The sequence below is a fragment of the Sorangium sp. So ce385 genome, assembly GCF_051474135.1.
GTDB classification, from domain to species: domain Bacteria; phylum Myxococcota_A; class Polyangia; order Polyangiales; family Polyangiaceae; genus Sorangium; species Sorangium cellulosum_D.
The window spans coordinates 4,984,972-4,999,105 of the sequence record NZ_CP150337.1; the positions used below are offsets into that span (position 1 = coordinate 4,984,972).

Below are 14,134 nucleotides of genomic sequence, written 5' to 3' on the forward strand. Positions count from 1 at the left end.
CTGGTACGCGGCGGCGATGCGGATGTTGCTGCTCGCGTCGCTCTTGTCGGTGATGCCTGGGCTCCCGGCGTGCGTCGAGGCCTTCGGGGAGCAGGCCGCGTCGGGTCCGGGGACCGCGCTCGGCACGTTCCACGTGGTCGGGACGCAGACGGGGAACACGTGCGGGGAAGGGGCGCTCGGGGCGACGCGCCTGTGGGAGTTCGATGTCGACCTCGCGCGCGGCGACGGCGCGCTGTTCTGGGACAACGGCGCCAGCGTCATCGAGGGCGTCCTCGGCGAGGACCATGTGAGCTTCTCGATCGAGGGGCGCGTGGTCGTGGACATGCGCGCCGGCGACGGGCCGCCGGGGCCGCCGTGCGCCGTCGAGCGGCGCGACCGGGCGCACGGGGAGCTCGGCGACGCGGGCGACGACGTCGCGCGGTTCGAGGCGAGGCTGTCCTATACGTTCGCGCCCACGGCGGGATCGCGCTGCGAGGACCTCGTGGCCGGCGAGCTCAGCGTCGCGCCGGTGTTCGCGGCGCTGCCGTGCGGGATGGACTACGAGCTTTCCGCCAAGAGGAGCGGGCCCCCGCTCGAGTGAGCGGGGGGTGGGCGTGGACCTCGGGGCGCGCGCCGCGGTAGGGTGCCGCGAGCGTGATGCACGTCATCCATCATCTGGGCGGGCGCGGGGGGCAGCGCTGCATCGTGGTCCACGGCGGCGCGGGCAACGTCGCCCCCGAGCGGCGACCGTTGCACGCGGCGGGGTGTCTCCTCGCCGCGCGCGCGGGGGCGCGCGTGCTGGCCGAGGGCGGGAGCGCGCTCGACGCGGTCGAGCGCGCGGTGCGCGTCCTCGAGGACGATCCGCTCTTCAACGCGGGTACGGGGGCGGTCCTCAACGAGGAGGGCCACGTCGAGCTCGACGCGTCGATCATGGAGGGCCGCGGGCTGCGCGCCGGCGCGGTCTGCGCGCTGTCGGATTTCGCCGAGCCGATCGCGATCGCGCGCGCGGCGCTGGAGGACGGCCGGCACGTGCTCTACGCCGCGCACGGCGCCGCGAAGTTCGCGCGGATGAAGGGGTTCTCGCCCGTGGGCGAGGCGGCGCTCATCACCGAGGCCGCGCGGGAGGCGCTCGCCGCGGCCCAGCAGGGCGCGGGCCGCGCGACCTCCTGGGCGGGGAGCACGGTCGGCGCGGTCGCGCGGGACGCGAGCGGGCTCACCGCCGCGGCGACGAGCACCGGCGGCACGGCGAACAAGCGGGTCGGGCGGGTCGGAGACTCGCCGCTCATCGGGGCCGGGACGTACGCCGACGACGAGGCCGGCGCCGTGTCGACGACCGGCTACGGCGAGGGGATGATCCGGCTGGCGACGGCGCACTCCGCCGTGGAGCGGATGCGCGCTGGCAGCAGCGCCGCCGACGCGGCGAGGGAGAGCATCGCGCACCTGGCAGCGCGGCTCGACGTGACCGGGGGCGTCATCGCCGTCGACCGGAACGGGCGGTTCGGGCTGGCGCGCTCGACGGCGACGATGTCGTGGGCGGCGGCGGGGGACTGGGGGGAGGAGAGCGGTGTGTGAGGAGTCTTGATAAGGCTTCTCTGCTCGCTCTCGACGAGAGCGGTGTTCAGCTGGGACTGATACGCCGTCCTTCGTCTCTCGTCTTCCGTCCTTCGTCTCTCGTCTTCCGTCCTTCGTCTCTCGTCTTCCGTGCGCGTGCGCGTGCGCGATTCCCCGGAGTCCACGCGCACGAGAGACGAGCACGAGAGACGGAAAACGGGAGACGGCAGACGAGAGACCAGCCTCCGGCGGAGCGCCGCCGAGGCCGTCACCTGCCGCGCCGGCGCAGGACCGCCGAGGCGGCGGCGAGCGTCAGCAGGCCGAGCTCCGCGGGCACGCGGCCCGTCGGCTCCGCGGGCGTCGCGACGGCGAGATGGCAGCCGCCCTTGTCCAGGTAGGCGGTGCTCTGCGGCGGCGGGACGCATTCTCCGCCGGCATCGCAGACGAAGCCGTCGGCACAATCGCGGACCGACCTGCAGGGCTTCGTTTGCTCCCCGGTCTGCGGCGAGCAGGCGAAGGGCAGGTAGTCGGGGTGCAGCGACGTGCAGACGCCGTCGGCGGAGGCGCCCCGGAGCGCCGAGCACGCTTCGCAGAGATAGACGTCGCAGACCCGCTCGCAGCAGACGCCGTCGGTGCAGTAGCCGCTGTGGCACTCGACGTCCGCCGCGCAGGGGCTGCCGTCCGGCATCGGGCGGAAGGCGGAGACGCTGTCGAGCGCGCCTTCATCGAGGCCGCCGGCCACGAGGACCCGGCCATCGTTCAGCCGCGTGGCGGTGTGCCAGTACCGCCCTATGGGCAGCGGCTCGAGACGGAGCCACGTCCCGGAGGACGGGTCGAACACCTCGACGGGCTGCAGCGCAAAGCCCTGCATGTCGGCTCCGCCCACGACGAGCGCCCGCCCGTCCGACAGCAGCGTGGCGGTGTGCGCGATGCGGCCGGTGTGCATGGATCCGAGCGGCATCCACCTGCCGGAGTCCGGGATGAACACCTCGGCGCTGTCGAGCGCGCGCGCCGCGTCGAGCCCGCCGGCGACGAGGACCCGGCCGTTCTTCAGCAGCGTCGCCGTGTGCCGCGCACGCGCAGCGATCATGGGCTCGAGGGGCAGCCACCCGCCGGTCGCCGGGTCGAACACCTCGGCGCCGTCGAGCACTCCATCAGGGCCAGACCCGCCGGCGACGAGCACCTGCCCGTTCGGCAGCAGCGTCGCCGTGTGCGCGTGTCGCGGCTCGCGCATGGGCGCGACGAGCGCCCACGTCTCTGAACGTGGGTCGAACAGCTCGGCGCTGTCCAGGATCTCTCCCTCCTCGCGGCCGCCGGCGACGAGCACCTTGCCATCGTCCAGCAGCGTCGCCGTGTGCTGGTCCCGGGCGGTGTGCATGGCGCTGACGATGCGCCATGTGCTGGAGTCCGGCTCGAACAGCTCGGCGTTGCTCAGCGATCGTATCTCGCCCGAGGATCTACCGCCGGCGGCGAGGACCCGCCCGTCCAGCAGCAGCGTCGCCGTGTGCGAGGCCCGGGCTTGCTCCATGCGGCCGACGACGTTCCATGTGCCGGAGTCCGGGTCGAACGCCTCGGCGCTGTCGACGATCGGTCCAGGGTTCGCGCCGCCATCGCCGGCGTCTCCGCCGGCGACGAGGACCCGCCCGTCCGGCAGCAGCGTCGCCGTATGCGAGTACCGGGCCGTGCGCAAGCGGTCGAGGGACGGCCACATGCCGGCGTCCGGGTCGAGCAGCTCGGCGTCGTCGATCGCTGCGCGCAAGGAGCCGTCGGCATCGAGCTCCGAGCCGCCGGCGACGAGCACCTGCCCATCCGGCAGCAGCGTCGCGGTGTGCTCGGCCCGGGACCGCTGCATGGACTGGAGCGATCGCCACTCGCGCGCCTCCGGATCGAACACCTCGGCCCCGTCGATCGAGCCTCCGAGGCCGCCGCCGCCGATCACGAGCACCCGCCCGTCCAGCAGCGGCGTCGCGGCATGGTCGCGCCGGGCGGCGGCCATGCTCCCGGCGGCGCGCCATGTGTCCGACGTGGCGTTGAACAGCTCGGCGGCGTTGAGCGCGCCGTCAGGACCCTCGCCGCCGGCGACGAGGACCTGCCCGTTCGGCAGCAGCGTCGCCGTGTGGGCCGTGCGGGCGGTGAGCATGGGAGACCGCGGGATCCACGCGTCCGCGGCCGGGTCGTAGATCTCGGCACTGTCGAGCGCGCCGTCAGGACCCTCGCCGCCGGCGACGAGGACCTGCCCGTTCGGCAGCAGCGTCGCCGTGTGGGCCGTGCGGGCGGTGAGCATGGGAGCCAGCGCGAACCACGCGTCCGCGGCCGGGTCGTAGATCTCGGCGCTGTCGAGCGCGCCGTCAGGACCCTCGCCACCGGCGACGAGGACCCCCCCGTCCGGCAGCAGCGTGGCCGTGTGGTCGGCGCGGGCAGCGCGCATGGGCTTTCCGGTGGACCATCGGCCCCCTTGGCCGGCTTTCGGGTCGAACACCTCGGTGCTGTCGAGCGCGCCGTCAGGACCCTCGCCGCCGGCGACGAGGACCCGCCCGTCCGGCAACAGCGTGGCCGTGTGATTGGCGCGGGCGGTGTTCGTCGAGCCGTGGACCGACCATTGGCCGGAGGCCGGGTCGAAGATCTCGGCGCTGTCGCTCGCGTCCGCGAGGCGATAGCCGCCGCCGGCGACGAGGACCCGCCCGTCCGGCAACAGCGTGGCCGTGTGCCTGTAGTGGGGGGCGCTCATCTTCCTGCCGAGCCTCCACCGCGGATCTACCAAGACGGTCTCTCCCTCGGCCTCCACCCACAGCTCGATCCGCTCCCCCCGCGCGATGAGCCGCGCGCCGACGGGCCTCCCCCCCGCCGCGTAGGCCTCGGGCGCCGTCACGCGGATCTGCGTCGCGCCGCGCGCGTCCGCCAGCGCCACGGCCTCGCCGTCCTGGCGCAGCGCGGCCCCGTCGACCTGCCAGGAGGCCACGGGCGCATCGCGCCGCACCGCGCGCGGCTCGAGCAGCAGCCACTCCTCGTAGCCGTCTTCGAGGGCGGTCCAGAACGACGCTCCGCCCGCCCGCGAATAGGTCACCGCGCCTTCCGCGAGCTCGCCGGCGCCCGCGGCGCCGAGCTCCCTCACCAGCGCCTCGGAGCCGTCCGGCAGGGGGAAACGGACGACGCCGTCGCCGCCCCGCGGGAACCGGGAGCGCGGCCCGCCCTCACCGGCGCGGCCGGCGGGCACGTCGAGCGCGCGCGGGGCCTCGAACCCGTCGTCCGCCAGGGCGAAGGCAAAGGGGCCTCGAAGGATGGCTTCGGCCTGCTCGGGGAACTGCCGCCTGAGGAAGCGCGCGTCCATCGGATCGGCCACCTCGCTGCAGCCGAGCAACAGGGCCAGCGTCACGAGCCAGAAGAACGCCAGCGTCCACTGGCCAGGTCGGCGCGTCGAACCAGCAATGGGCATATCGAATCCCTCTGTCCTTGTCTGCAGGGCCCGCACGAGCGCCCCTGTCAGTGGAATTCGTAACGGGCGCCGATCCCGGGCGCGACCGCGATGAGCACGGGGCCGGCGAGCCTCTCGACCGGGAACGCGCCGCGGCCGTCCTCCCCCGCGGGCACGGCCTGCCCCGCGTCCCACGCGGGCCGCTCCACGTCGACGAGCACCGGAACGGCGATGCCCGCGGTCAGCTGGAGCTGCCGGCCGATCGGCACGCCGATCCGCACCTCGGGGGTCACGTGGAAGAAGAGCGCCGGGTGCTTCTGGGCGAAGAGGCCGAGCTCGTACATCTTCCCGCCGCTCGCCCGGAACGCGCCGTGCGTGCGCTCGTCGACGAGCGCGCCGGTCATGGTCCCGACGCCGAGGCGGAAGTGCAGCGGGAGGCGCTCGCTCAGCGGCAGCGCGAAGCTGATCCAGCCGCCGATGAGCGCGCTGCGCAGCGCCAGCCGATCGTCGACCGCGCCCGGATTGGGCCGCAGGCCGATCGGGATCACCTCCGTGGCGCGGCCGTGGAGGTGTTGCGAGAGCGCGAGGTAGCCGGCGCTGACGCCGAACCCGAACCCGACGCCGACCTCGTAACCCGCGTGGATCACGGCGGAGCCGCCGATCCCCAGCGCCGCCTCGCAGCCGCCGACGCACGTGCCCGCGACCTCGCCGCCGAAGCTGGGCGTGAGCACGGCGCCCGTCACGACCTCGACGACGAACCGCGTCGGGCGCGCGGGCCGGCGCCAGAAGGGCGAGCTCGGGTCGCGCTCCAGCGTCACGCTCTCGACCTCGGTCTGGTCGCGCGCGAGGACCACGCGGCGCGACTCCGGCAGGAACCCGGGCGCGGCGACCTCCACCCGGTGCGCGCCCGCGCGCAGCCGCCCCTCCCAGACGCCGCGGCCCACGGTCACGCCGTCGATCGCCACGGTGGCGTTCACCGGCACCGGCTCGACGCGCAGCGACGCGGCGAGCTCCTCGGCCGAGAGCGTCAGCCGCACGGTGTCGTCGACCTCGACGTCGACCTGCACCGGCGGCGAGCCGAGGCGGCCCGCGCCGCGCAGCGCCACCGTGTGCTCGCCGGGCGCGAGCAGCCCCTCCCAGGGCGCCGTGGCCACGACGCTGCCGTCCACCACGACCTCGAGCGGCCGGCCCTCCCGCTCCATCACGCGCAGGCGCCCCAGGCGCGCGAGCGGCCGGAGCCGCGCCCTCACGCGCACCAGCCGGTCGCCCGCGACCTCGATGCGCTGCTCGAACGGCTCGAACCCCTCCTTGAACACGCGCACCCAGTGGCTGCCGGAGGTGAGCCGGAGCGGCCCGGGGAGCGGCGCCTCGCCGCGATGTCGCCCGTCGATCGCGATGAGCGCGCCCGGCTCGGCCCCGTCGACCTCGAGGATGCCGACCAGCTGGCGCAGCTCGTCGAGCTGGAGCTGCGCCGCCTCCTTCGCCGCGGCCGGCAGCCGGTGGCCGAAGTTGCGCAGCAGCTCCTCGAACATCTCCAGCGCTTCGTCGTGGCGCCCGAGCTGCTTCAGGCACACCGCGGCGCCGGAGGTCGCGGCCCAGCTGGCGTAGAGCTGCCGTGCGGCGAGGTACTCGGCGAGCGCCCGCGACCACTCGCGCCGCTCGTAAAACGCCCGGGCCTTCACGAAGCGGTCGACCGCCATCTCCCGCGCCGATGGCGCGGCGGGCGGCGCCGGCTCTGCGGCGGGCAGCGCCGGCTCTGCGGCGGGCAGCGCCGGCTCTGCGGCGGGCAGCGCCGGCTCTGCGGCGGGCAGCGCCGGCTCCGCTGGCGCGGCGATGGCCGCGTTCGCCGCGGCGAGCAGGAGCCCCGCGACGAGACAGCGGCAACGGGCGCGGAGGTGGCGTTCGGGCTGGGCCTGGCGAAGAAGGAAGAGCGGCATCGCGGCGAGCGTTCGGTTCGTGTGGCCCCGTCGAGCGAACGGCGCGGGGTGGTCGTGGCGACCGGGATCTTCCTGCTGCGATGCGCGCCCGAGCAACGGCGTTCAGCGCTGCAGAGCGTCGGCGATCCGCGCCGCGCGCGGCGGCGGACGCGACGGCCGTGCTCCCGCACGTAGCCAGCGCTGCCGCGAAGATCTAGTCTGCCGGCCCCATGATCCCTGCCGGTCCCTTGCCCATCCTACCGCTCTCCTCGCCGCCGGAGCTGATCTGGCGTGTCCCCGGCTCGAAGAGCATCACGAACCGCGCGCTCGTGCTGGCGGCGCTGGCCGACGGCGAGAGCACGCTCGAAGGGGTGCTCCACAGCGACGACACGCGCCACATGCGGTCCGCCCTGGAAGCGATGGGGATCGGGATCCAGGACGCCGGGCCGCAGACGCTGGTCGTGCAGGGGGGGCGGCACCGGCTGCGCGCGCCGGAGCGCGAGCTGTTCGTCGGGAACAGCGGGACCACGGTGCGCTTCCTGGCGGCGCTCGCGTGCCTCGTGCCCGGCGAGGTGGTGCTGGTCGGCGACGAGCACATGGCCAAGCGGCCGATCGCCGATCTGGTCGACGGCCTGAGGCAGCTCGGCGCGGACGTGGAGTGCGCGACCGGGTGCCCGCCGCTCCGGATCCGGGGCGGCCGGCTGAAGGGCGGCACCCTGACGATGCGCGGGGACCGCTCCAGCCAGTACTTCTCGGCGGTGATGATGGCCGGGCCCTTCGCCGAGTCCGCCATCGATCTGCGCGTCGCCGGCGAGCTGGTGAGCCGCCCCTACGTCGAGATCACGCGCCGCATGGTCGCGGATTTCGGCGGCCTCATCGACGAGGCCGCGGGCGCTTTCACCATCCATCCCGCGAGCGGATACCGCCCGCGGAGGTACCCGATCGAGCCCGATGCGTCGTCCGCGAGCTACCCGTTCGCGCTCGCCGCGGCCGCGGGCGGCGCCATCACCGTGCCCAGCCTCGGCGAGGGGGCGCTGCAAGGGGATTACCGGTTCGTCGAGCTCCTGGAGCAGGCCGGCGCGCGCGTGAGCAAGCAGGTGGACGCCACCACGGTGCGCAGCGACGGGCGCCTGCGCGGCATCGACGTCGACATGCACCACATCTCGGACACCGTGATGACGCTGGCGGCGATCGCGCCGCTCTTCGAGGGGCCGACGACGATCCGGAACGTGGCGAACATCCGGATCAAGGAGACGGACCGCCTCGCCGCGACGGTCGCGGAGCTCCGGCGCCTGGGGCAGGAGGTGAGCCACGGCGACGACTGGCTCCGCATCGAGCCGCGCCCGCTGACCCCCGCCCTGGTGCACAGCTACAGCGACCACCGCATGGCGATGAGCTTCGCGATCCTGGGGCTGTGCCGGCCCGGGATCACGATCGAGAACCCGGCCTGCGTCGCGAAGACCTACCCAACGTTCTGGGAGGACGTCGAGCGGTGCCGCGCCGCGATCGGCGGTGCCGCGCCGCGGGGGTGACCGCGGGCGGCGGCGATCCGGCGGCTCGTCCTGCCGCCGCGGTGTTCGACCTCCTCGTCCTACTGGCACTCGTTCAGGTGGCACCGGCCGCTGCAGCACTGGGTGTCGAGCGTGCACGCCGTCAGGCGGTCCTGGCAGCAGCGCCCGGAGATGCAGCTCATCGGAGCGGGGCAGTCGAAGCTGCCGTCGCAGGGCCCGCCCGGCGCGACCACGCAGGAGCCGCCCTTGCACTCGAAGCCGTCGCAGCAGTCCGCCCCCTCGTCGCACGCGCCGCTGCGCGAGCAGCAGCGCCCGCCGGCCCCGCACTCGAGGCCATAGCAGCACGGGCGCGCGGCGTCGCAGGCCGTCTGCGCGCCGCCGCAGCACTGGCCGAGGTAACAGCTCCCTTCGCAGCACTCGTCGCCGCGCACGCAGCTCGTCCCGATGGCCCCGCAAGCGCCGCAGCCGGTCTCCCGGTGGCACACGAGCCCCGAGCAGCAGTCGTCGTTGTCCGAGCAGTCCTTGCCCTCGGCGGCGCAACACGCCTCGTCCGCGCAGACGCCGCCGCAGCAATCGCTGGCCACCGCGCACACGTGCCCTGAGCGGAAGCACGCATCCGGCTCGCACGTCCCGTTCCGGCAGGCCCAGCCGTCGCAGCAGTCCTCGGCGCGCTGGCAGGCGCCGCCCGTCTGGCGGCAGCCGCAGGTGCCGTCGAAGCAGCCGCCGGAGCAGCAGTCGTCGGGGCGCTCGCAGCTCTCCCCGGGCGCCTTGCAGGCGCAGCGCTCGTCGACGCAGTCGAGCGCGCCGCAGCAGTCGCCGGCCGCGCTGCAGGAAAAGCCGACGTCGGCGCAGGCGCGGCAGCTGCCCTCCGCGCACTCGAGCCCGGCGCAGCAGGGCGCCTCGTCGGAGCACCCTTGCTCCCGCTCGCGGCAGGCCTGGACGCACGTGGCGGAGTTGCAGACGAGGCCGTTGCAGCAGGCCACCCCGTCGGCGCAGCTCTCTCCCCGCGCCGCGCAGCTCGAGCTGCAGGTGCCGAACGACGAGCTCCCGTCGCTCGACGGCAGGCAGGTCAGGCCCTCGCAGCAGGCGCCGTCGTCGCTGCACGGCTCGTCGTCGCGGTTGCAGCGCGGCTCGCCGCAGCGGCCCCCCTCGCACGCGAGCCCGTCGCAGCAGTCGCCGTCGCGGGCGCAGTCGGCGCCCGCCGCGCGACACCCCGGCCGGCAAGAGCCGGACTCGCAGCGCGCGCCCGAGCAGCAGGCGGCGTCCGTGTGGCAGGCCATGCCGACGGGCGCGCACGCGCAGCTGCCCGCGATGCAACCGAACGAGCAGCAGTCGCCGTGCTCGCTGCAGGTGTCTCCCTGGAGCCCGCAGTCCGGGGCCGGCTCCCACCCCGAGCTGCACCCGAGGGGCCCCCAGGCCACCGCCGCGAGGCCCGCGCAGAGCAGCGCGCCGACCCACCCGAGCGCGAAGCCATCCGCGCCTCGCCTCACCATTGGTACCCTCCCATGATGGCCATCTCGTAGGCCGTGTCCGAGTTTTCCTGTCCGGAGAAGAGGACCCCGAACGGCTGGCCGCGGAGCACCCAGCCCGAGGCGAAGCGATATTCGAGGTGTCCCGACAGCCGCCCGATCACCGCGCTCGCGTGCGTCCACTCGCCGGGCCGAAACGGCATGTCGGGCATCTTCACCCATGCGAACGAGGGCCCCATCCCGAGCCCGCCGCCGGCCGCGAGGCGGCCCTGCTCGGTGGAGAAGATTGCGGCGTCGATCTCGGCGGTCGCGAGGAGCGCGAGCTCGTGGATCTCCAGCTCTCCTTCTGGCAGCAGCCCGCCGACGGGCGCCAGTCCGCCGAGGTCCGCCAGGGATACCGAGTCGTAGGAGTACATCGACGCGAGGTACCCGCGCAGCGCGATGACGTCCGTCAACGGCAGCTGCCAGCCGATATCGAGGCGAACCCCGAGCACCGCGGCGCGGACCCAGGCCACGCCTGCGAGCGCGCGCGGGCCGCTGGTGGCCGGGAGCTTCGGCGCGGACAGGACGGCCGGCGCCGCCTCGGCCGGCGGCGGGCCGCTCGTGCCGCCGGGGGCGGGGACGGCGTGCGCGCCGTGCATGGGCGCCACGGGCTGTGCGCGGGCCGCCGCCGGCCATAGCGACAGCGCCGCGAGCGCGAGCGCGCCCAGCGGAGCGGAGAAGCGTGCGGAGGACAGAGGCGTCGTGATGGTCATCCCGAGCGGCGCGGCACCCTAGTCGAAAGAGGAATCGAATGAAGCGGTGCGCAGGATTCCGGCGGGGCTTTCAATGGATCGAGCCCAGCGGTGCTTTCGATGAGCGGCTCGAGCGTGGCCGCGGAATGAGCGGAGTGTGGGAGGACGATCGACGAATGGATGGCGGATGGTTGACGGGTGGATGACCGATCATTCCGTCCGCCGTCCCCGTCTCCCGTCTCTCGTCTCTCGTCTCCCGTCTCCCGTCATCCGTCTCCCGTCTTCCGTGCTCGTCATTCGTGCGCGTGCGCGTGCGCGTGCGCGATCTTCGTGCGCGTGCGCGTGCGCGATTCCCCGGAATCAGCGCGCACGCGCACGCGCACGCGCACGAAGACGGCAGACGGGAGAGGGCAGAGGGCAGACGGGAGAGGGCAGAGGGCAGACGGGAGAGGGCAGACGGCAGACGGGAGAGGGCAGACGGGAGAGGGCAGACGGCAGCCAGCAGCTCTCCTCACCCCGCCGGTCACCCTCCCGCGCCAGCCTGCCCCGGCGGCGCCGGCTCCTTGTGAAACATCCCCGCGAGGATCCGCTCCGCCGCGTCGGCCAGGATGTCGCGCGAGAGCCGGGTCTCCTCGCCGAAGAACCGCGTGGCCACCCCGGCGTCGAGCGCGTGCGTCGCGAGGAGCGCGAACGCCTCCGCCTCGTCGAACGTCGCCTCGGCGGTCAGCACGCGCTTCCCCGGCCGGAGATCCTCCTGGTCGAAGCGGCCCTGCCAGGTTTCGCCCAGCGTGATCGAGAAGTACTGCGCGGCCACGTTCCCCGGGCGCGCCATGTGCGAGACCGCAACCACGGCCCGGAGCCGCTCGCGCTCGTCGGCCGTCATGTCCCGCTTCCAGGCCTCAACCGTGGCGTGCATCGTCTCGATCTGGTCGCGCGCCGCGTCCTCGGCGTTGAGCAGCACATCCCGCGTCTGCGCGCGGGTGAACGCGGACAGCGCCTCGGGCGCGACGCCGCCCGCCGCGCTCGCCTCGTCGAGGAGCGCGAGCGACGCGCCCAGGATCCGGCGCTGGCGGGCGAGCTGCTCCGGGGTGAAGCCGCGGCCGTCGAGGTCGGCCGCGGCCGCGGCGATGCGCTGCCGGAGCTCGGCCAGCCGGCCGCGCGCCTCGCCGTCGAGCGCGCCGCGCCGGCCCGAGAGCAGCGCGTGGACGGCGAGCGGGGCGTGCGCGACCACCTTGAGCTCGTGGTAACGCCGGGTGCGCGCCGGGCCCTCGAACCGCCGGCCGCCGCGCCTCAGGATGAGGCTGTCGTCGATCTGGGCGATGATCGGCTCGATGCTGGCGAGGACCGCCTCCCGGCGCGCGGCGTACGCGTCGAGGAAGGCCTGGTTGAGGGCGCCGAACGGATCGGCGGGCGCCAGCGCGGCGCTCACCTCCCGCGGCGCCCCGGCGGAGGACGCGCGCTCGACCATGGGCGCGAGCTCCATAGCACGCGCGCCCGGGCCCGCGTCAGGGGCGCGGCCGCGCGTTCGCGTCGAGCCAGTCGAGCGCCTCATCCATCACCCGCTCGGCCTCCGGCATCTCCCCGTGGCGCGCGCCCGGCATCTCCCGATAGACCGCCGGGATCTTCGCCGCCATGAGGCCGCCAGCGCCCTCCTTCATGCGGTACTTCGCGTCGTGCTCGCCGCTGATCATCACCGCCCCCCGGATGTCCCGGAGGCGCGCGGCGGCGGGCGTCGTGGGCGCGCCGATCAGCACGAGCCGCGAGTATCGCTCCGGCCAGCGCTCCGCGAGCCGCTCCGCGATGTACGCCCCCTGCGAGTAACCGATGACCACGAGATCCTCGGCCTCGCCGCCGCACGCCGCGAGCGCGCTCCGGATGCGCCGGTCCTGCTCCTCCGGGTTGGGCGAGTACTTGCTGAACGGCCCGCCGCCGCAGGGCACGTCGCCCTGGAGCCCGAGCACCCCGCCGTGCTCGCGCGCCGCCCCCTGCATGGCCTGCACGTAGCCGAGCCCGTGCCCGCACATGCCGTGGAGGAACACCATCCGCGGGCACGCGCCGCCGCGCCCGGTGACCACGAACGCCGGCAGATCGCCGGGTACGGCCATCTCGGTCGCCACGAGCGGCGGATCCGCCGCCTCCGGCGCGGCGACCTCGGCCGGCTCCGCCGGGCGCTCCTCCGCGAGCGCACGTTCCTCCTTGCCACACCCCGCCGCAAGCACGGCGAGGCTCAACCCTGCTAGAGCTACAGCGGAAATTTCCATCAATCTGGCGTGGTGCCAGGGCCGGCCGACCGCAAGCGGCCCACCGTGAAACCGTTGACATGTCTGTTACAACGGAATAATCATCCGTTTTATTGGATGAGTCTGGCTGGTCCCGAGGCCACGAGCGTCGCGCCTCGCGGCAGCGCCGCCGGGCTCGCCGGCAGTCGCTGGGCGCCGCCGCGTCGTGGCTGGGATTCTCCTCGCGGGCCGCGAGCGCGCCTTCAGCGACCGACGGACAGGAAGGAGCACGATCGATGAGCAACCGCGCCCTGGAGCATTTTGGCGAGCGATACGGCGGCGAGGGGGCGGCGCCCCGCTTCGCGCAGTGGAACGAGGTGATCGAGAGCCTGCTCGGGCACCGCTCGGTGCGCCGTTATCTTCCGGAGCCGCTCCCGGAGGGCACGCTCGAGCTCCTCGTGGCGGCCGCGCAGTCGGCGCCGAGCTCCTCCAACCTCCAGCTCTGGAGCGTGCTCTCGGTGCAGGACGCCGAGCGGCGGCGGCGCCTCGCGGAGCTCGCCGGCGGCCAGGCGCACGTGCGCGACTGCGGGCTGTTCCTGGTCTGGCTCGCCGATCTGCGGCGCCTCGGCGATCTCGCCGAGCACCGCGGCGTGGGCCACGAGGGGCTCGACTATCTCGAGATGTTCGTGATGGCCGTGGTCGACGCGGCGCTCGCCGCCCAGAACGCGCTCGTCGCGGCCGAGTCGATCGGCCTCGGCACGGTCTACATCGGCGCGCTGCGGAACCACCCGGAGGCGGTCGCGGCCGAGCTCGGGCTGCCCGACCAGGTGTTCGCGACCTTCGGCCTGTGCGTCGGCTGGCCCGACCCGGCGGCCCCGGCGAGCATCAAGCCGCGGCTCCCGCAGGAGGTCGTCCTGCACCACGAGCAGTACGGCGCGTTCGAGCGCAAGGTCGGCGCGATCGACGGCTACGACCAGCTCATGGAGCGCTTCTACGCCAAAGAGCGCATGGGCGTGCAGGGCAGCTGGAGCCGCCACTCGGCCGCGCGCGTCGCGTCGGCCCAGGCGCTGCGCGGGCGCGACCGGCTGCGGGCGGCCCTCTCCGCGATGGGGTTCCGGCTGCAGTAGCCCGGGCGTCGGCCTCGCGCGCGGCGCGCCGGTGCGCGAGGAGCAGCACCCGAGCAGCAGGCCCTGGTGCGCCGCCAGCAACGCGAGGGCGCCGCCCGCGAGATCGCAGCGGAAAAACGGGCCATGGCATGTCGGCTGCAATCCAAGGAGAACGGCCGAGCCTCCGCAAGCGCGGTGGGCCGAGCGATGGGTCGGGCGCTCGGCCGAGCGTTCGGC

General features: G+C 74.4%; 10 protein-coding genes. 4 read left to right on the forward strand and 6 right to left on the reverse strand.

The annotated features are described in order from the left end of the window. Positions 1-16 precede the first annotated feature (16 nt). The gene (locus WME83_RS18285) at positions 17-580 is read left to right on the forward strand and encodes a hypothetical protein (RefSeq protein WP_437320558.1); all 564 of its coding nucleotides are present in this window, start codon (positions 17-19) and stop codon (positions 578-580) included. Between the two features lie 56 nt (positions 581-636). After that, positions 637-1,551: an isoaspartyl peptidase/L-asparaginase gene (locus tag WME83_RS18290; protein ID WP_437322010.1), complete on the forward strand. Its 915-nt coding sequence runs from the start codon at positions 637-639 to the stop codon at positions 1,549-1,551. Positions 1,552-1,798: 247 nt separating this feature from the next. Here WME83_RS18290 and WME83_RS18295 read toward each other — a convergent pair whose 3' ends face one another. Beyond that, entirely contained in the window at positions 1,799-4,963 is a 3,165-nt protein-coding gene (locus WME83_RS18295) for a kelch repeat-containing protein (protein ID WP_437320559.1), read from the reverse strand. A gap of 47 nt (positions 4,964-5,010) precedes the next feature. After that, positions 5,011-6,879, reverse strand: a complete 1,869-nt coding sequence (locus tag WME83_RS18300) for a PEGA domain-containing protein (RefSeq protein WP_437320560.1) — start codon at positions 6,877-6,879, stop codon at positions 5,011-5,013. Between the two features lie 209 nt (positions 6,880-7,088). On the opposite strand from WME83_RS18300, the gene aroA reads away from it, so the two are divergent. Then, the gene (gene aroA / locus WME83_RS18305) at positions 7,089-8,390 is read left to right on the forward strand and encodes a 3-phosphoshikimate 1-carboxyvinyltransferase (RefSeq protein WP_437320561.1); all 1,302 of its coding nucleotides are present in this window, start codon (positions 7,089-7,091) and stop codon (positions 8,388-8,390) included. 59 nt (positions 8,391-8,449) lie between these two features. Here aroA and WME83_RS18310 read toward each other — a convergent pair whose 3' ends face one another. The 4 genes from WME83_RS18310 to WME83_RS18325 all read right to left on the reverse strand — a co-directional run bounded on the left by WME83_RS18310 (position 8,450) and on the right by WME83_RS18325 (position 12,803). After that, on the reverse strand, positions 8,450-9,862 hold the full coding sequence (locus WME83_RS18310; protein ID WP_437320562.1) for a hypothetical protein: 1,413 nt from the start codon (positions 9,860-9,862) through the stop codon (positions 8,450-8,452). Further along, complete coding sequence (locus tag WME83_RS18315; protein ID WP_437320563.1) at positions 9,856-10,593, reverse strand: hypothetical protein; 738 nt, start codon at positions 10,591-10,593, stop codon at positions 9,856-9,858. Before WME83_RS18315 ends, WME83_RS18310 begins: the two co-directional genes overlap by 7 nt. A 502-nt stretch (positions 10,594-11,095) precedes the next feature. Further along, a complete protein-coding gene (locus WME83_RS18320) occupies positions 11,096-12,040 on the reverse strand; it encodes a hypothetical protein (RefSeq protein ID WP_437320564.1) in 945 nt (314 codons plus the stop codon). A 37-nt stretch (positions 12,041-12,077) separates the two neighbouring features. Then, complete coding sequence (locus WME83_RS18325) at positions 12,078-12,803, reverse strand: alpha/beta hydrolase (RefSeq protein ID WP_437320565.1); 726 nt, start codon at positions 12,801-12,803, stop codon at positions 12,078-12,080. A 284-nt stretch (positions 12,804-13,087) separates the two neighbouring features. Here WME83_RS18325 and WME83_RS18330 point away from each other — a divergent pair, with 284 nt between their 5' ends. After that, a complete protein-coding gene (locus WME83_RS18330) occupies positions 13,088-13,918 on the forward strand; it encodes an NADPH-dependent oxidoreductase (RefSeq protein WP_437320566.1) in 831 nt (276 codons plus the stop codon). Positions 13,919-14,134: the final 216 nt, after the last annotated feature.